The sequence below is a fragment of the Microlunatus kandeliicorticis genome, from assembly GCF_014137855.1.
Classification (GTDB): domain Bacteria; phylum Actinomycetota; class Actinomycetes; order Propionibacteriales; family Propionibacteriaceae; genus Microlunatus; species Microlunatus kandeliicorticis.
Window position 1 is genome coordinate 856,790 of the sequence record NZ_JACGWT010000002.1, and the last position, 18,436, is coordinate 875,225.

The 18,436-nt window shown below is 72.2% G+C and carries 13 protein-coding genes; 6 read left to right on the plus strand and 7 right to left on the minus strand.

Going from position 1 to position 18,436, the window contains the following annotated elements; all coding sequences use genetic code 11:
- The first annotated feature begins 108 nt into the window (after nucleotides 1–108).
- Together FHX74_RS08840 and FHX74_RS08845 are read left to right on the plus strand one after the other, a co-directional pair.
- Nucleotides 109–345, plus strand: a complete 237-nt coding sequence (locus FHX74_RS08840) for a type II toxin-antitoxin system Phd/YefM family antitoxin (RefSeq protein ID WP_182559674.1) — start codon at nucleotides 109–111, stop codon at nucleotides 343–345.
- Between the two features lie 2 nt (nucleotides 346–347).
- On the plus strand, nucleotides 348–767 hold the full coding sequence (locus FHX74_RS08845) for a type II toxin-antitoxin system VapC family toxin (RefSeq protein WP_182559675.1): 420 nt from the start codon (nucleotides 348–350) through the stop codon (nucleotides 765–767).
- A gap of 9 nt (nucleotides 768–776) precedes the next feature.
- On the opposite strand, the gene FHX74_RS08850 is transcribed toward FHX74_RS08845, so the two are convergent.
- The 4 genes from FHX74_RS08850 to FHX74_RS08865 form a co-directional block, all read right to left on the minus strand.
- Nucleotides 777–4,604 (minus strand): ABC transporter ATP-binding protein, encoded by a 3,828-nt coding sequence (locus tag FHX74_RS08850; RefSeq protein WP_220483611.1) that lies wholly within the window; start codon nucleotides 4,602–4,604, stop codon nucleotides 777–779.
- 340 nt (nucleotides 4,605–4,944) lie between these two features.
- Nucleotides 4,945–5,883 carry a carbohydrate ABC transporter permease gene (locus FHX74_RS08855; RefSeq protein ID WP_182559676.1) on the minus strand — a complete coding sequence of 313 codons (939 nt, stop codon included), beginning with the start codon at nucleotides 5,881–5,883 and terminating at the stop codon, nucleotides 4,945–4,947.
- Nucleotides 5,883–6,833, minus strand: coding sequence for a carbohydrate ABC transporter permease (locus FHX74_RS08860; RefSeq protein WP_182559677.1), 951 nt, complete (start codon nucleotides 6,831–6,833; stop codon nucleotides 5,883–5,885). Before FHX74_RS08860 ends, FHX74_RS08855 begins: the two co-directional genes overlap by 1 nt.
- A gap of 76 nt (nucleotides 6,834–6,909) precedes the next feature.
- On the minus strand, nucleotides 6,910–8,283 hold the full coding sequence (locus FHX74_RS08865; protein WP_182559678.1) for an extracellular solute-binding protein: 1,374 nt from the start codon (nucleotides 8,281–8,283) through the stop codon (nucleotides 6,910–6,912).
- Nucleotides 8,284–8,402: 119 nt separating this feature from the next.
- On the opposite strand from FHX74_RS08865, the gene FHX74_RS08870 reads away from it, so the two are divergent.
- The 4 genes from FHX74_RS08870 to mraY all read left to right on the plus strand — a co-directional run bounded on the left by FHX74_RS08870 (nucleotide 8,403) and on the right by mraY (nucleotide 13,271).
- Complete coding sequence (locus tag FHX74_RS08870) at nucleotides 8,403–9,380, plus strand: LacI family DNA-binding transcriptional regulator (protein WP_328823727.1); 978 nt, start codon at nucleotides 8,403–8,405, stop codon at nucleotides 9,378–9,380.
- Between the two features lie 46 nt (nucleotides 9,381–9,426).
- Nucleotides 9,427–10,962 carry an arabinosylfuranosidase ArfA gene (gene arfA, locus FHX74_RS08875; RefSeq protein ID WP_182559680.1) on the plus strand — a complete coding sequence of 512 codons (1,536 nt, stop codon included), beginning with the start codon at nucleotides 9,427–9,429 and terminating at the stop codon, nucleotides 10,960–10,962.
- A gap of 215 nt (nucleotides 10,963–11,177) precedes the next feature.
- On the plus strand, nucleotides 11,178–12,137 hold the full coding sequence (locus tag FHX74_RS08880; RefSeq protein WP_182559681.1) for a glycosyl hydrolase family 18 protein: 960 nt from the start codon (nucleotides 11,178–11,180) through the stop codon (nucleotides 12,135–12,137).
- 30 nt (nucleotides 12,138–12,167) lie between these two features.
- A complete protein-coding gene (gene mraY, locus FHX74_RS08885; RefSeq protein ID WP_182559682.1) occupies nucleotides 12,168–13,271 on the plus strand; it encodes a phospho-N-acetylmuramoyl-pentapeptide-transferase in 1,104 nt (367 codons plus the stop codon).
- Nucleotides 13,272–13,289: 18 nt separating this feature from the next.
- Here the strand turns inward: mraY and FHX74_RS08890 are convergent, their stop codons facing one another.
- The 3 genes from FHX74_RS08890 to FHX74_RS08900 all read right to left on the minus strand — a co-directional run bounded on the left by FHX74_RS08890 (nucleotide 13,290) and on the right by FHX74_RS08900 (nucleotide 18,388).
- Nucleotides 13,290–16,433, minus strand: coding sequence for a glycoside hydrolase family 38 N-terminal domain-containing protein (locus tag FHX74_RS08890; RefSeq protein ID WP_182559683.1), 3,144 nt, complete (start codon nucleotides 16,431–16,433; stop codon nucleotides 13,290–13,292).
- Between the two features lie 135 nt (nucleotides 16,434–16,568).
- A complete protein-coding gene (locus FHX74_RS08895) occupies nucleotides 16,569–17,678 on the minus strand; it encodes a Gfo/Idh/MocA family protein (protein WP_328823715.1) in 1,110 nt (369 codons plus the stop codon).
- A complete protein-coding gene (locus FHX74_RS08900) occupies nucleotides 17,675–18,388 on the minus strand; it encodes a ThuA domain-containing protein (protein WP_182559685.1) in 714 nt (237 codons plus the stop codon). The genes FHX74_RS08895 and FHX74_RS08900 overlap by 4 nt, the downstream gene beginning before the upstream one ends.
- Nucleotides 18,389–18,436 lie beyond the last annotated feature (48 nt).

Sequence of the window (18,436 nt, forward strand, 5' to 3'; positions counted from 1 at the left end):
ACCCCGACCACCACTGAGCGTGGTGGTCGGGGACCGACCCGATCGAGCCGCGGTTTCGTGCGTGTGGCACCAGGAACCCCTCTGTCTCACCGGTGATACCCTGCCCACATGAGCGAAGCGACCGTGCGCGACCTGCGCAATCAGGGTGCGTCCGTGCTCGCGCGGGTCACGGCCGGCGAGCGGGTGACCATCACGCGCGACGGCCACCCGGTCGCGGAGCTGGTGCCGGTGCCCCGGCCGTCCCTGTCGGCGGACGTGCTCGTTGACCGCTTTCGGCGGCTGGCGCCCGTCGACCCCGATCGTCTGCGCGAGGACGTGGACGCCGCGGTCGACCAGAGCCTCTAGCCGTGGAGGATCGCCGGAACCGGGGCGTTCTCGACACGAACCTGGTCGTGCTGCTGTCGAGGCTCGACCCGGTCGACCTGCCGGTCGAGCCGGTCATCACCGCGGTCACCCTGGCCGAGCTCTCGGTCGGGCCGCTGGTCACCGACAATCCGGCCGAGCGGGCCGCGCGGCAGGCGTGCCTGCAAGAGGCCGAAGCCTCATTCGATCCGCTGCCCTTCGATGCGGCGGCCGCACGGGCCTTCGGCGCGGTCGCGGCGAGTCTCCGCCGTGGGGGACGGAAGCCGGCCGCCCGCGCGTTCGACGCTCTGATCGCCGCGACGGCCATGGCCCACCGGCTCCCCGTGTTCACGGCGAATCCGGCCGACTTCGCGAACATCGACGGACTCGACGTCGTCGCGGTGCCGCACCCCGACCGGGTCTAGCCCGGCAGCTCAGCCGACCAGCTCGCTGCCCGCCGCCCCTTCCGAGCCGACGAAGGCCTCCCAGAGGGCGGCGTACCCGGCCCCGCGGGCGATCAGCTCGGACTGGGTGCCCTGCTCGGCCACCTTGCCGTCCTCGAGATAGACGATCCGGTCCGCACGGGCCGCGGTGGTCAGCCGGTGCGCGACGACCAGCGTGGTCCGTCGCCGGGCGACCCGCTCGGTGGCCCGGGTGACCAGCGCCTCGCTGCGCAGGTCGAGCGCGGCGGTGGCCTCGTCGAGCAGCAGGATCGCCGGGTCGACCAGCTCGGCGCGGGCCAGCGCGAGCAGCTGCCGCTGGCCGGCCGACAGGTTGCGGCCGCGCTCGCTGACCGGGTGCAGGTAGCCGCCGGGCAGCTCGGCGATCATGGCGTGCGCGCCGACCGCGCGGGCCGCCGCTTCGACCTCGGCGTCGTCGGCCCCCGGACGTCCGTAGGCGATCTGGTCGCGGACGTTGCCCCCGAACAGGTAGCTCTCCTGCGGCACCAGCCCGAGCCGGCGGCGGAAGGTGCCGAGCCCGAGCGCGCGGAGGTCGTGGCCGTCGATCAGCACGCGGCCGTCGGTGACGTCGTAGAACCGCTCGATCAGCTTGACCATGGTCGACTTGCCGGCGCCGGTCTCGCCGACCAGCGCGACCGTCTCGCCCGGGGTGATGCTCAGGTCGAGTCCGGTCAGGGCCGGGCGGTCGGCCCGCTCGTACTGGAAGACCACCCGGTCGAACTCGACCCGGCCCTCGACCTCGTCGAGCACGACCGGTTCCGTGGCCTCGGGCGTCGAGGTCGGGGTGCTGAGCAGGTCGCGGATCCGCTGCAGGCCGACCCGGGCCTGCTGGTAGCCGTCGAAGACCTGCGAGAGGTTCTGGATCGGGCTGAACAGCAGGTCAATGTAGAGCAGGTAGGCGATCAGCCCGCCCGCGGTCAGCGTCCGCTCGTGGAACTGGGTGGTGGCCAGCACCAGCACGAACGCCCCGGCCAGGTCGCTGAGCAGGGTGACGAAGGGGAAGTAGAGCGAGATCAGCCGCTGGGCCTGGGTGCGGGTGACCCGGTAGCCGTCGGACAACTCGGCGAACCGGTCGGCGTTGACCCGCTGCCGACCGAACAGCTGGGTGACCCGCAGCCCGGCGACGTTCTCCTGCAGGTCGGCGTTGACCACCGACACCTGCTCGCGGGCCCGGCGGTACTTGCGCGCCGAGGCGGACCGGAAGAACAGGGTGACCACGACCAGCACCGGCACCACCACGCCGACGACCAGCATCAGGTCGAGGTTGAGGATCAGCAGCGCGATCAGGATGCCGACGAAGGTGAGCAGGCTGACCACCGCGGTGACCAGGCCGGTCTGCAGGAACTGGCTGAGCGCGTCGACGTCGGTGGTCATCCGGGTGAGGATCCGGCCGCCCATCTCGCGCTCGTAGTAGTCGAGCCCGAGCCGCTGCAGGTGGGCGAAGATCTTGACCCGCAGCGTGTAGAGGAACCGCTCGCCGGTGCGGCCGGTGATCCGCTGCCCGGTGGTCTCGGTCTGCCAGTCGAGCAGCACCACCACCAGCGCGACCACCGCGGCGCCGATCACCACCGAGATCGCGCCGCGGTTGACGCCGTCGTCGATGCCGCTGCGGATCAGCACCGGGAGCGCCAGCCCGAGCAAAGCGTCGAGCGCGACCAGCAGCAGCCCGAGCAGGAACGGGCCGCGGAACCGGCGGAGCATCCGGCCGAGCGAGAACCGCTCCTCGGCGGCGCGGGCGAAGGCCGGGTCGACCTGCGGGTCGTCCTCGGTGGCCGGCAGGCTCTGCACCGCCCGGAGCAGCTCGGGGGTGGCGGGCATCGAGGCGAGGCCGCTCATCAGGCCACCCCCTCCGCCGCCCCCGCCCATCCCGCGGCCGGGACGCCCGGCGGTGCCGGTGGAGGCCGGGCCGTCGAGGTGGGCCGGCACCCGGGAGGGGTCCCAGAGACTCGCGGTGACGCCGTCGGGCCCCGGCGGTTCGGGCTCGGCGACCTGGTCGAGCTCGGCGTCGTCGGGGCCGGCCAGCAGCATCCGGAACAGCTCGCTGCGCCGGGCCAGCTCGTCGAGCGTGCCGAGGTCGACGATCCGGCCCTGGTCGAGCACGGCGATCCGGTCGGCCAACCGCAGGGTCGAGCGGCGGTGCGCCATCAGGATCGTGGTCCGGTCGGCCGCGACCGCGTGCAGCTGCTCGTGGATCCGGGCCTCGATCCGGGCGTCGATGGCCGAGGTGGCGTCGTCGAGCAGCAGGATCCGCGGGTCGACCAGCACGGCCCGGGCCAGCGCGACCCGCTGCCGCTGGCCGCCGGACAGGGTCAGGCCCTGCTCGCCGACCACGGTGTCGTAGCCGTCGGGCAGCTCGCGGATGAAGTCGTCGGCGCAGGCGATCCGGGCGGCGGCCTCGATCTCGTCCCGGGTGGCTCCCGGACGGCCGTAGCCGATGTTGTCGGCCACCGAGGTGCTGAACAGGAAGCTGTCCTCCATCGCCACCCCGACCGAGGCGCGGAGCGAGGCGAGGGTGACGTCGCGGACGTCCTGGCCGTCGACCAGCACCCGGCCGCCACCGACCTCGTAGCTGCGGGTCAGCAGGTGGCCGAGGGTGGACTTGCCCGAGCCGGAGCCGCCCACCACGGCGATGGTCTCGCCGGGCTCGATCCGCAGGTCGAGCCCGCGGAGCAGCGGCTGGTCGGGCCGGTACCCGAACGCGACGTCCTCGAAGGTCACCGCGCCGGGGCCGGGGCGGAGCGCGGTGGCGTCCGGGCGCTCCTCGATCACCGGGCGGGTGTCGATCAGCTCGAACACCCGGATCACCGAGGCGCGGGCCTGCTGGCCGGTGGTGAGCAGCAGGCTGAGCAGCCGGACCGGCCCGGAGAGCTGGGCGACGTAGGTGGAGAAGGCCAGGAAGGTGCCGAGGGTGAGGTGGCCGCGGATGGCCAGGTAGCCGCCGAGGGCCAGGATGCCGACGGTGCCGAGCTGCGGGATGGCGGCCAGCGCGGGGGAGAAGAAGCTGTTGAACCGGACGGTGCGGAGCCGGGCGCCGAACAGCTTGCGCGCGATCGACTCGACCCGGTCGAGCTCGCGCGACTCCTGCCCGAAGCCCTTGACCACCCGGACGCCGGTGGTCGCAGCCTCGACCGCGCCGGCCAGCTCGGCTTCGTGCTGCTGAGCGACCCAGCTGGCCGGGAAGAGCTTGGCCCGGCTCCGGCTGCCCAGGATCCACAGCGCCGGCACCGCGGCCAGGGCCAGCAGCGCGAGCACGGGGGAGAGCCAGAACATCACGGCCAGCGAGACCACGAAGAGCACGAGGTTGCCGGTCAGGTTGGGCAGCATCTGCAGCAGACCCTGGACCACGGTGAGGTCCGAGGTGGCCCGGCCGACCACCTGGCCGGTGTCGAGCTCGTCCTGCCGCCGCCCGTCGAGCGCGGCCAGCGAGGCGAACACGTCGGTCCGCATCCGGTGCTGGACGTCGACCGAGAGCCGCCCGCCGTTGAACCGGCGCAGGTAGGTGAACCCGAAGACGGCCAGCGCGGCCACGACCAGCAGGCTCGCCCAGGGCAGCAGCGGCGCCTGCCGGGTCAGCACGACGTCGTCGATGATCTTCCGCTGGATCAGCGGCACCCCGACCGAGACGGTCTGCCCGACGATCCCGGCTCCGAAGGCGATCAGCACCCGGCTGCGGAACTGCCAGCAGTAGCCGGCCAGCCGGCGGATCCAGCCGCGCTCCGGGTACGCCGCACCCGGCGGAGCCGCCGACGTCGGGGTCTCGCGCTGGTCGGGTCTGGTGAGCGTGGTGTCGATAGTTAGCAAGTCTAACCACAACCTGCGAACGCCTCGCCAAGACCTCGAGGTGAACGCGGCAGCTCCGCGCAGAGCGCGGTCCCCGGCCACCCACCCGCTCCGGCGCGGGCCGTCCTGAGAAGGCGGCGGCCGGGGCGAGGGTGTCGGGGTGTGGTCGGGCGTTCCGAGCGCGGCGTCGGGGACGCGAGGTGGACGATCAGGCGCAGGCTGCCGCGCGAGGTGGGCGGGACACCCTCGCCCCGGTCGCCGCCGACGGGAGCGACCACCGGCCCCGCGCTTCGACGGGCTCAGCGAGCGTTTGCGCTTCGACGGGCTCAGCGAGCGTTTGCGCGCTGAGCCTCGAAGCCCGTCAGCCCTTGAGCCCGCTCCCGGCGACACCCTCGACGATCCGGCGCTGGAAGATGACGAACAGGATCACCAGCGGCAGGGCGCCGAGGATCGAGGACGCCTGGATGTCGCTGAGCCGCTGCCCGAAGGAGCCCTGCACGGTGGCCAGGCCGACCGGGATGGTCATCAGCTTGGGGTTGGAGAGCACGAACAGCGGCAGGATCAGGTTGTTCCAGACGCCGACGAAGGTGACGATCGACATCGCCGCGATGACCGGCTTGGAGAGCGGCAGCACGATCCGTCGGTAGATGGTCCAGAAGCTCGCGCCGTCGATCCGGGCCGACTCCTCGAACTCCTTGGGCAGGCCGTCGAAGAACTGCTTGAAGACGAACACCGCGATCACCGACGGCACCTGCGGCAGGATCACCGCCCAGTAGGTGTTGAGCAGCCCGACCGCGTTGAGCTCGGCGAAGACCGGGACGATCAGCACCTGCGGCGGCACCATGATCCCGAGCACCATGGCCAGGAACACCGCCCGCCGGCCGCGGAACCGCAGCCGGGAGAGGGCGTAGGCGGCCATCGAGCCGAAGATCACGGTCAGCGCCACGGTGATCACCGAGGTGATCGCGCTGGCCAGGTACCAGTTCCAGATGTCACCGCCGGCCAGCAGGGTGCCGTACGAGCCGAGGGTGAGCTTCCAGTCGGTGAGGATCGGCAGTGCGCCGAGCGCGGCGGTGGCGTTCGAGGTCAGCGAGGTCTTGATCGCCCACAGGCTCGGGATCAGCCAGAGCACCGCGAAGACGATCAGCACCAGCCAGGAGACGACGGTGAAGACCTGGCCGGACTTGCGTTCCTGGGCTTCGGAGCGGCGCGGCGGCGGGGCGGCCGCGGAGACCCCGGACCGGTGCTTGCGCGCGGTCTGCTCGGGACGGGCCGGGTCGGAGACGGTCTGGCTGGCCATCAGGCGGCCCTCCTGTTCTGCGCGCGCTCGATCAGCTGGCGGATGCCCGTGACGATCAGGATGACGATGAGGAGCAGCACCGAGGCGGCCGACCCGGCACCGACCCGGTAGTTGGTGAACGCGGTGTCGGTGACCAGCCCGAGCACGACCTGGGAGGAGGTGCCGGGTCCGCCCGCGGTCATCAGGTAGACCTGGTCGAAGATCTTGAGGCTGGCGATGATCTGCAGCAGCACGACCAGGGTGGTGGTGCGGCCGAGCAGCGGGATGGTGATCGACTTGATCTGCTGCCACTGGCTGGCCCCGTCCACCGCGGCCGCCTCGTAGAGCTCGCGCGGGATGTCCTGCAGGCCGGCGAGGTAGAGCACGAAGTTGAAGCCGATGGTCCACCAGATGGTGGTGACCGCGACGCCGATCAGCGCCAGGTCGGGGGTGCCCAGCACCGGGTTCGGGGCCGGGTTGCCCAGCGCGGTGCGGAGCGAGTCCCAGAGCCCGGTCGACGGTGAGTAGATGAAGGTCCAGACGATCGCGATCGCCGCCGACGGCAGGATGAACGGGACGAAGAAGGCCAGCCGGAAAAACCACTGCGCCCGGCGCACCCGGTTGGCCAGGATGGCGAAGACGAAGGCCAGCACCACGAGCGGGATGGTGGTGATGATCGTGAAGAAGATCGTGTGCCACATCGACTCCCAGAACAGCGGGAGGGTGAGCATCTCGGCGTAGTTGCCGAACCCGGCGAAGCTGCCGAAGCCCTTCGCCACCAGCGAGGTGTTGAAGAAGCTGGAGATCAGCATGTAGATGATCGGCCAGATCAGGAACAGCACGTAGAAGATCCCGAACGGCGCGATGAACAGCCAGGCCGGTCGGGCCTCGCCGCGGCGGACGTCGGACTCCTCGCGAGCCGACGGACGGGCGACCGGTGCGGTCGGTCGCTCGAGGGTCGAGGCGGTCATCGGCGCTCCTTCGCGCTCGGGACGGTGGGGTCGACTCGTTCAGTCGGGCGGCGCTCGGCCGGCGGCCGGGCCGCCATCAGAGCGGGCTCTTGGTGTCGGCGTAGACCAGCAGCTGGTCGCGTGCGGTGGACAGCGCGGCCGCCGGGGTGGCCTGGCCTTGCTGGACCAACCCGAACTGGGCGCCCACGGTGTTCTCGAAGTTGGAGCCCGAGCCCGAGTACCAGGCCTGGGCGTCGTAGACCACCGAGTTGACCGCGTCGGCGTAGTTCGACTGCGGCTTGAGGTCCTTGTACTGCTGGCTGTCCAGCGTGGGGACGTAGGCCGGGATGTGACCGCCCTGGGCCCAGGTGAGGCTCTGGTCGAGCAGCGACTTGACGAAGCCGAGGGCCCGCTTGAGCTGGTCCTCGCTGCGGTTCATCCGCGGCAGCACGAAGGTGTGCGAGTCGCCCTGGCAGGCCGGCTGGTCGAACAGGGTGGGCACCGGCACCATGCCGAACTTGAGACCGTCGATCGACTCGGCGGTGGTGATCTCCCACTCGCCCTGCAGGTAGAAGGCCGACTTGCCGGTAAACATCAGCGTCTGCGACCCGGTGTAGTCGGTGATCGCCGGCATCAGCTTCTTCTTGGTCAGCGACTGGATGTAGTCGAGGGTCTTGATCGTCAGGTCCTCGTTGTACGTCAGCTTGCGGCCGCCGTCGCCGAGCCACGGGGTCGAGCCGGTCTGCTGGGAGTAGAGGCTCTGGAACCAGCGCCAGCTGGTCGCGGTGTCGCCCACGGTGGCCACCGAGGCGCCCCAGCTGCCGGTGACCTTCTTGGCCGCCTCGAGCGCGGCCTCCCACTGGTCGGTGCCGCGGATCTCCTTGAGGTTGCCGTCGCCGTCGAGCAGGTCGGCCTTCTCGCAGACGTCCTTGTTGTAGTAGAGGACGAACGGGTGGGTGTCGATCGGGATGGCGTAGCGCTGGCCGTTGACCGCGAGCGCCTCCCAGACCTTGGGGGAGAAGCTCGACGAGGACAGCCCGACCATCGCGAGCATGTCCTCGGTGATCGGCTCGAGCAGCCCGGCGATGGCCAGGTTCGACTGCCGGGTCAGGTGCGAGACCGCGACGTCGGGCGGGGCGTCGCCGAGGGTGGCCAGTGAGACCTTGGTGTAGTACGGGTTGCCCCAGGCGAAGGTGGCCGCCTGCAGCGAGTTCGGGCCCTTCTGCTTCTCGTAGGTGGCCTCCATGGTCTGCATGCGCGACCCGTCGCCACCGCCGAAGAGGTTCCAGTAGGTGACCGTCCCCGGGTCGAGCTGGCTGCCCACCAGGCCGGCGGAGATCGCACTGCCGCAGCCGCTCAGACCACCGGCGATGCCCAGTGCCCCGGCGGCACCGAGGCCGCCCCTGAGCAGTGATCGCCGCGAGAAACGTCCGCTCGGATTGCCCGAGGGTCTCTGGGGTACAGCCGTCACAGGGGCCTCCTCGCCGTCCTTGCCGTGCGGCCGACCCTAGCGAGGGCCGCACGGGATTGCAACGTTGTAGAAGGGCGCGCGGCGGATACGGTGTCCCCGTGCGAGCGACCGTCCGGGATGTGGCGAAGCTCGCCGGGGTGTCCCCGAAGACGGTCTCGAACGTGGTCAACGGGCAGGTCCCGGTGAGCCCGCACACCCGGGACAGGGTGGAGCAGGCGATGGACCAGCTCGACTACGTCCCCAACCTCTCGGCCCGCGGACTGCGGAACGGCCGGACCGGGGTGATCGCCCTGGCGCTGCCCGCGCTGGCCACCTCCTACTCGGCCTCGATGACCAGCGAGATCGTCGCCGCCGCGGCCGAGCGCGGCTGGAACGTGCAGATCGAGGACACCGGGGTGACCGACGGCCGGCGCGAGGCGATGCTGCTCAACCGGGCCCGGGCTCACCTGGTCGACGGGCTGATCCTCAACCCGGTGCTGCTCGAGACCTCGGCGGTGCAGCGCGGGGTGTCGTTGCCCCCGGTGGTGCTGATCGGCGAGGTCGACCAGCCGATCGCCGACCACGTGTGGATCGACAACGTCGCGGCCGCCGACGCCGCCACCAGCCGCCTGGTCGGGGCCGGGCACCGCCGGATCGCCTTCCTGGGCCGGATGCGGTCGGCCACCGCGCGGCTGCGGCAGAAGGGCTACCGGGCCGCGCTCCGCCGGGCCGGGATCCGGCCGGACCCCGAGCTCGCCGTGCCGTGCCGGATCTGGAACCCCGACGGCGGCTACACGGCGATGCGGACCTGGCTGGCCGACCACGAGCCGCCGGACGCGATCTTCGCCAGTACCGACTCGCTCGCCCTCGGGGCGCTGCACGCGCTGGCCGACCTCGGGCTGACCGTTCCCGGCGACGTCAGCCTGGTGGGTTACGACGACGTGCCGGAGGCGGCGCACTACACCCCGCCGCTGACCACGGTCGGCTTCGACCGCCGGCTGTTCGCCGAGACCGTGCTGACCCTGCTGGCCGAGCGGATCGCCGATCCGGCCCGGCCGATCGTCTCGCGCACGATCCCCTTCCGCCTGGTCGAGCGCGAGAGTGTCCGGGACCGCTGACGCCCGGCTTTACCGCCCGCTCTACAACGATGTAACGTCTGCGCGCATGACTCGTGCGCGCGTGGTGATCGACCGTGACTTCACCCTCGGGGAGGTGCCGCGCCGGATCTTCGGCTCGTTCGTCGAGCACATGGGGCGCTGCGTCTACACCGGCATCTTCGAACCGGGCCACCCGGAGGCCGACGAGGACGGGCTGCGGACCGACGTCCTCGAGCTGACCCGCGAGATGGGAGTCAGCGTGGTGCGCTACCCCGGCGGCAACTTCGTCTCCGGCTACAACTGGGAGGACGGCGTCGGTCCGGCCGACCAGCGCCCGGCCCGGCTCGACGGCGCCTGGCACACCGTCGAGTCGAACGCGTTCGGCCTGCACGAGTTCATGACCTGGGCCCGCAAGGCCGGGGTCGAGCCGATGGAGGCGATCAACCTCGGCACCCGCGGTGTGGACGCCGCCCGCGAGCTGGTCGAGTACGCCAACCACCCGGGCGGCAGCGCGCTGTCGGACCGCCGGATCGCCAACGGGGCCAAGGACCCGTTCGGGATCAAGCTGTGGTGCCTGGGCAACGAGATGGACGGTCCCTGGCAGATCGGGCACAAGACCGCCGAGGAGTACGGCCGGCTGGCCCAGGAGGCCGCCAAGGCGATGAAGTTCGTCGACCCGACCATCGAGGTGGTGGCCTGCGGCAGCTCGAACCTGCAGATGCCGACCTTCGGGCACTGGGAGCACACTGTCCTCGGGCACGCCTACGACGACGTCGACTACGTCTCGCTGCACGCCTACTACGAGGAGCACGACGGCGACCACGCCAGCTTCCTGGCCAGCGGGGTCGGGATGGACACCTTCATCGAGTCGGTGATCGCCACCGCCGACGCGGTCGGGGCGGCGCGGAAGAGCCGCAAGAAGATCAACCTCAGCTTCGACGAGTGGAACGTCTGGTACACCCGTCCGGGCTCGGAGGACGCCCCGGGTGACGTCGCCGACGCCGGCTGGCGGCACGCCCCGCGGCTGATCGAGGACGCCTACAGCGTCACCGACGCGGTGGTGGTGGGCACCTTCCTCAACTCGCTGCTCCGGCACGGCGACCGGGTCAAGATCGCCAACCAGGCCCAGCTGGTCAACGTGATCGCGCCGATCCGCAGCGAGGAGAACGGGCCGGCCTGGCGGCAGACCAGCTTCTGGCCGTTCGCCCGGATGTCCGCGCTGGCCAAGGGCGAGATCGTCGCCCCGCGGGTGATCTCGGACCGCGTCGACACCGCGCAGTACGGCGACGCCGACCTGGTCGACGTGGCCGGCAGCTACGACGCCGAGTCGGGTCGGCTGGCGCTGTTCCTGGCCAACCGCGACCTCGACGGCAGCGCCGAGGTCGAGGTCGACCTGCGCGGGCTGACCGCTTCGTCGGTGACCTTCGCCGAGGTGCTCACCGTGCCGGAGGGCGGCGACCGCAACTCCGCCAACACCGAGCAGGACCAGGACCGGGTGCGGATGGTCGCGCTCGACGGGGTGGCCGTCGACGGCGGCACCGTCCGGCTCACCCTGCCGGCGCTCTCCTGGGCCGCGGTCGAGCTGGCGGTGGCCACGGCCTGACTCCGGCGGGGCACTGCGCTGCGCTGAGTCTGTCGAAGGGCGCTTCGACAGGCTCAGCGCACGGGTCGGGAGACGGCGCCCCGAGCGCGGCACCCAGCACGTTGCCATGAGCCCAACACCCACCACGGTCCCTGAGCCCGTCGAAGGGTGTCTGGTGGGGAAGTGACACATCCCTTAGGTTGAACGGCGGAAGTTCACCCCCAGGGAGGTCACCGATGACGCGTCGCCTGTTGCTCAGCCTGCTGTCCGTGCTGTCCGTGCTCGCACTGGTGGTGGGCGGCGTCGCGCCGGCCGCCGCCCGTCCCGGGCCGGGCGGCCCGAAGCCGGGCCACCTGCTCCGGGCCCACGACCGGGTGGTCGCCTACTACCAGACCATCTACACCACCGACGCCGACGGCACGAAGCACTACGTCGATCCGAGGCCGCTGGCCAAGGTCGCCACCGACGTCAACGTCGGTGCCGTCCACCTCAACGACGACCGCAGTCTGCACCTCAACGACGACCCGCCGAACGACCCGTCGTTCGACCGGATGTGGGCCGACCTGCACGCGATGCAGCGCCGCGGCGTCAGGGTCAACGCGTTCGTCGGCGGCGCGGCCCAGGGCAGCTACCGCAACCTGGCGGAGCACTTCGACGTCTACTACCCGATCCTCCGGGACTTCCTGCGGACCTACCGGCTCGACGGCGTCGACCTCGACATCGAGGAGCCGTTCAGCCTCGACGACACCGTGCACCTGGTCCGCGCGCTGCGGCACGACTTCGGCCCGCGGTTCGTCATCACGCTGACCCCGGTGGCCGCCGACCTGGCCGGTCTGACCGACTTCTCCGGCGGCTTCTCCTACGCCGAGCTCGAGCGCCGGGCCGGTCGCGACATCAACTGGTACAACGCGCAGTTCTACTGCGGGTGGGGCGACCTGCGCACCACCGACATGTACGACAAGGTGCTGGCCAACGGGTTCGCGCCGTCCCGGTTCGTCGCCGGCACGGTGACCAACCCGGCCAACTGCGGCGGCTACGTCGAGCCCGCCACCCTGGCCTCGGTGCTGCACACCCTGACCCACGAGCACCCGGACTTCGGTGGGGTGGCCGGCTGGGAGTACTTCAACGCCCTCGGTCCGGGCGACACGGGTCCGGCCGGGTGGTACGGAGCGGTGCGCCGCGACCTCCGTCCGTAGAGTGTGGCGGGTGCCTCCGGAGTCGCCCGCATGATCGCGATCCTGGTGGCCGCCGCGACCGCCCTGCTCTTCACGCTCTTTCTCACCCCGCTGTTCGTCCGGCTGTTCCAACGGCTCGGCTGGGGGCAGCGGATCCGGGTCGACGGCCCGACCAGTCACCACACCAAGGCAGGCACCCCGACCAAGGGCGGGATCGTCTTCCTCAGCGGGGCGGTCGTCGGCTACTTCGCCGCCCACCTGTTCGTGCCCAACACGGCGATCACCGCCAGCGGTCTGCTCGCGCTGTTCCTCACCCTGGGGCTGGCCCTGGTCGGCTTTCTCGACGACTACACCAAGACCCGGCGCGACCGCAGCCTCGGGCTGACCGGCTGGCAGAAGATCGGCGGGCAGGTGGTGGTGGCCAGCGTGTTCGCCGTGCTGGCCCGGATGTTCCCCGAGGGCGGCACCGGGATCCGCCCGGCCAGCACCGCGGTCTCGGTGGTCGGCGACGTGCCGTGGCTCGACTTCGCGCTGCTCGGACCGGTGGTCGGGCTGGTCGGCTACGTGCTCTGGGTCAACCTGCTCTCGGTGGCCGCCTCGAACGCGGTCAACGTCACCGACGGGCTCGACGGCCTCGCCGCCGGGGCCAGCATCATCGCGCTGTCGGTCTACGTGCTGATCACCCTCGGCGAGTTCCGGCGCAGCTGCGCGGTGGTCAGCGCGGCCGACGCCAGCGCGGGCCGGTGCTACGGCGCCCGGGACCCGCTCGACCTGGCGATCTTCGCCGCGGCGCTGGCCCTCGCGCTGGCCGGCTACCTGTGGTGGTCGGCGCCGCCGGCCCGGATCTTCATGGGCGACGTCGGCTCGCTCGGGCTGGGCGGGGCGCTGGCCGCGCTGGCCATCCTCAGCCGCACCGAGCTGCTGCTGGTGGTGATCGGCGGGCTGTTCTGCGCCACCACCGGCTCGGTGATCATCCAGCGCGCCTACTTCAAGATCACCGGCGGCAAGCGGATCTTCCGGATGAGCCCGCTGCACCACCACTTCGAGCTGCTCGGCTGGCCCGAGCCGTTGATCACCATCCGGTTCTGGCTGATCGGCGGCATCTGCGGGGTGGCCGGACTGCTGCTCTTCTACCTCGGCCGGGTGCTCACCTGACCGCTGCGGCGCACGCCGTCAGCCCAGGGTGAGCAGCACCGCCGCCGTGCCCGCCCCGGGGACGTCGACGCGCACCCGGCCGTCGGTGACCGGCAGCGGCTCGCCGGGATCGCCCAGATAGCTCGCCGTCGACGCGGTGACCACTCCCGGCGGCAGCCGGAGCGTGGTGCGGACGCCGGCCGGGTCGAGACCGACCAGCCGGACGACCAGCGCGTCGGTGCCCTCGCTCCGCAGCCCGACCAGCCGGACCCGCGGGTCCTCGACCGCGAGCAGCGACGCGCTGGCCGGTGCTTCGAGGCCGGAGGTGCCGGCGTCACCCTGGAGACCGGGGCCGACCAGCACCGTCCGGAACGGCTGCACCAGCGGTGCCGCGGTCTCGGCCGCGATCACCGCCGCGTCCCCGGTGCCGACGCCGACCGCGTAGCGGAGCTCGGCGTCGAAGGCCTGCTCGACCGGGAAGTTGGTGTCCCAGACGTTGTTGTGGACCCAGGAGTAGACCGTCCCCGGCTCGACCTGACCCATGGTGTTGGGGAACGGCAGGTAGGGCAGCGCGATGGTGCCGAGCTCGACCAGCGGGACGTCGCCGCTGGCCCAGCCGATCCCGGTCGCGCCGTCCTGGAGCGCCACCCAGGAGCGGATCGTGTGGAGGTAGGTCGCCCCGCCGGGGACCCGGTCGGCGCCCGGCCCGGCGAGCCCGCCCGCCACTTCCGCGACCACCCGGGGCTCGGCCGCGGCGAACCCGAAGGCGAAGAACGCGCTCTCCTTGTCCCAGGTACTTTTCTTGCGAAGCCGGTTGACGATCTCGAGCCGACCGTCGCCGTGCCGCAGCCGGTAGGTGGTGCGGAGAAGCTCGGCGCCCGGCGCGCTGCGCTCGACCACGACCCGCGCCTCGACCCCGTCGTCGACCGCCTCGAGCACCGCGGCGGCGCCGTTGAGCGCCCGCGAGCTGAGCAGGGCGAGGTTGCCCTGGTCGGCGAACTTGGAGGTGTTGTGGTTCGAACGGCCGACGGTGGCGTACCGGTCGTAGACGTAGCCGTTGAACCCGACGGCTGCCTCGGGATCGACCAGCTCGCGGCCGGTGGCACGGTCGACGATCGAGGCGACGGTGCCGCGGAGGTGGTCGAACCGGGCCGTCAGCCGGTCGTTCTCCAGCACGGTCGGGTCGGGCAGCGGTCGCACCGACGGCGTCGTCCCGTCGGGGTCGACGGTCAGGTCGACCCGGACGTGCCCGACCGGCGGGACGTCGCGCAGCACGAACCGCAGGTAGCGGCCGAGACCGCGGCTGCCGGCCGGCTCCTCGCGTTCCGCGTGCGCCAGCCGGGTGCCGTCGCGGCCGTCGGTGAGCACCAGGGCCGTCCCGAGCGGGACCAGACCGGCCGGGACGAACACCTCGACGGGGTCGGTCCGCGGCTGCCCGGCGGTGTTGACCACGTAGACCGAGGCGTCGGCGCCGGGCCCGGTGGTGACCAGGTCGCCGAAGCCGGCGGTGGCGCGGTGCAGCCCCTGCTCGGCCTCGTCGAGCGCGGCGTAGGCGCGAGCCACCTTCCACGCCCACTGGTGGGTGCCCGAGGACGAACCCTGCTCGGCGTACTCCCAGGAGTCCGAGGCGCCCCAGGTGTGCTCGTCCCACAGCGCCAGCTGGGCGTAGCCCTCGTCGGCACCCTGCGGGTCGTCCACGCTGTGGACGGCGCTGTCGTCGGCGGGCGTCGCACTCTTGACGCCGAGCAGCCCGACGGCGGCGTCGAGGGTCTGCGCGTCGGCCAGCGTCCACTGCGCCCGCCGGCCGACCGCCACCGGCGCGACCGCGGACCCGACGCCGTGGGCCCACCAATCGTTCCAGTCGCCGGTGAACGTCTCCAGCCGGTCGCCGATCCGGGCGGTGACCGCGTCGAGGAAGTCCTCGTTGGTCGAGACCCGCAGCCGCGGGTAGGCCCAGCGGGCGTTCCAGGCGGCCACCACGTCGCTGATCGTCCGGCTCGGCGGGGCGTTGTCCGACCAGCGGCCGTGCACCCGCAGGTGCAGCAGGTCCCACGGGTACGGCGTCCGGGCCAGCTGGGCCTCGCTCCCGGTCAGCCAGCCGAACACACTGCCCGGCGGCAGCGGGTAGGGGTGCTTGCCGAGCGAGGACAGGTAGGCCGGGAACAGCTCCTCGGTCACCGGGTAGTCCTCGTGGAACCCGTTGATCGGGCCCTCCATGTAGGCCATCCCGTGCGGCGAGTCGGTCCGCCAGACGGTCAGCTCGTGGCCGGCCGGGCCGCGCCAGCGGAACAGCCGCGGCAGGTCGAGCCCGCCGGTGGCGTCCGGGTCGGACCGGCCCGCCCAGTTGTGGGCCACGCTGAGGAACTCGACGCCGAGCTGGCCGAGCGCGTCGGGCAACCCGGTGACCGAGCCGGGGACGTCTGTCTGCATCGCGGTCCGGAACCGCAGCCCGTGCGCGTCACGCAGCCGGCGGGCCGGGCGCAGCAGCTCGTGCAGCTCGTCGGTGCTGCACATCTCGGTGTGCAGGTTGAACGGCATCGCCGACAGCGACAGCCGGCCGCCCCGGACCAGGTCGAGCAGCTGGTCGCGGCGGCGCGGGGTGCGCCGGTCGAGCCAGTCGGTGACCGAGAAGAGCGCCTCCTCGTTCCACCGGAAGCGGGCGTCGTCGTCGAGGTCGTCGGTCCGGGCGGCCAGCTCGACGACGCTGTCCAGATAGCCGAGGTGCTGGGTGCGGACGACGTGCTGCGGGTCGGTGTAGCCGATGTCGAGGTGCGAGTGGTGGATCAGGTGCACCTCCCAGTGCCGCTGCGGCGACACCGTGAGCGCGGCCTCCACCCCGAGCTCGGGCAGCCGCACCCGGAGCGCGGTCGGGGCGTCGACCTCGGGGATGGCGAACCGCAGCGCGTGCGCGCCGGCGTCCAGCCGGTCGACCGCGACCGGGGCCCCGGCGAGCTCGAGCTCGACCGGCTGGTCGGGCCGCAGCGCGTGCCGGTCGAGGGACTGCACCCGGACGGTCTGCCGCAGCCGGCCGTCGTCGGCCCGGACGATCAGCGGCTCGGCCAGCACCCCGAGCGGTCCGAGCGGGGACGCGACGACCACGTCCATCGCGTACTCGAGCAGGGCCCGGCGCTGCAGTCCCGGGTCCCAGACCGGGCTCGGCGCCATGAACGCGTGACTGGCCACGAGGTTCCTCCGTCGGACTCGTCGGTGAGGTCAGCGGATCTGCGTGCGGGAGCGGTCCGATCGTGCCCGACCGGGCCGCCCGGCTCCCAGCCGGCGTCCGCGACCCGGACGCCGGGCCACCGGAGCCCGGGAGCCTCAGCCCTGACCGGGCAGGTCGCTCAGCGGGACGGCGGGCGGACGCTCGGTGGTGGTGTCGACGGTGATCGTCCGGCCCTCGTCGGCCGAGCGGAGCAGCGACTCCATCACGTCGAGCACGTGCAGGGCGAGCGCGCCCCCGGCCCGCGGTTCCTCGGGATCCGGGGTCGCGGCCAGATCGGCGATCCCGTAGCCGCGACCGGAGTCGCGGTAACCGGCGCTGACCGGCAGCTCCTGCCAGCCGTCGCCGCCCAGCGGGAACAGCGAGGTGGTGCCGTCGAACCGGTTGGGGTCGGGCACGGCCAGCGAGCCGGCGGTGCCGTGGACCTCGATCGGCGCGGTCTGGGTGGTGGCGACCGCGTCGAAGCTCATGATCAGGGTGGAGAGCGCGCCGCTGGTGTGCTCGAGCACGCCGGTGACGTGGGTGTCGACGGTGACCCCGATCGTCTCGCCCTCCCGGGCACCGCTCCCGATGGTCCGCTCGTCCCGGGCCCGCGAGCTGCGGCCGGTGACCGAGCGGACCGGGCCGAGCAGGGTGACCAGTGCGGTGACGTAGTACGGCCCCATGTCGAGCAGCGGGCCGCCGCCCGGCTGGTAGTAGAAGTCGGGGTTCGGGTGCCAGCGCTCGTGACCGGGGGTGAGCATCACCGCGGTCGCCGCCACCGGCGTCCCGATCAGTCCGTCGTCGACCGCGCGGCGCGCGGTCTGGATGCCGGTGCCGAGCACGGTGTCGGGGGCGCAGCCGACCCGGACGCCGGCGTCGGCCGCGGCGGCCATCACCCGCTGGGCGTCCGCGGTGGTCGCGGCCAGCGGCTTCTCGCCGTAGACCGCCTTGCCGGCGGCGATGGCGTCCAGCGCGATCTGCGCGTGCGCGGCCGGGATGGTCAGGTTGAGCACCAGGTCGACGTCGTCGGCGGCCAGCAGCTCCTCGACCCCGAGGGCGCGGACGCCGTCGCGGTCGGCGGCCACCGCGGCCGCCCGGTCGGCGTCGAGGTCGGCGACCGCGACCAGGGTGACGTCGGAGCCCAGCGAGGCCAACCGGTCGAAGCTGGCCAGGTACTGGCCGGAGATCGCGCCGCAGCCGATCATCCCGACCCGCAACGCGGTCACCGGCTGGCCCACAGGATGCCGCGCTCGACGATGGTGCGCACCGACGGGTCCTCCAGCACGTCGAGGCTGTGGCCGGGGGTGACGACGAAGATCCGGCCCTCGCCCCACTGCCGGGTCCACACTGCCGGCGAGGTCACCGGCCGGTGCCACGGGTCGAACGACCGGGCGTCGAGGGTAGTGGTGGCCAGCACGTCGTTGAGGTCGTCGCTGAGCACCCAGTACTGCTCGGTGACCAGGTCGAAGTCACCGATCCCGGCCATGATCGGGTGCTCGCGCTGCTCGGGCACCACGTTCACGGTGTAGGGCAGGAAGTTGTTCGACGCCTCCCCGGGGACGTGCTCGTCGGGGTGCTTGCCCGGGTGGCAGGCGAACTGCCCGCCGATGAGCTGGAGGTAGTCCGAGGAGTTCCGGTAGGAGTCGGCGATGCCGCCGTGCCAACCGGCCATCCCGGTGCCGGCCTCGATCGCCGACCGCAGCCCGGCCAGCTGGTCGGGCTCGATGGTGCTCATGGTCACGCACTGGACGATCACGTCGACGCCGTCCATCACCGACCGGTCGGCGTAGACGGCCGGGGAGTCCTCCACCCGGACGTCGTAGCCCTGCTCGTCGAGGAACGGCCGGAACAGATCGGTCGCCTCGACGGGGGAGTGGCCCTCCCACCCGCCGCGGACGATCAGGGCCTGCTTTAGGGTCTGCGCTGACTCAGTCATCGGACCTATCTTGGCGCAGCCCTCCGACAGCGGGACGCGGACCCCGGG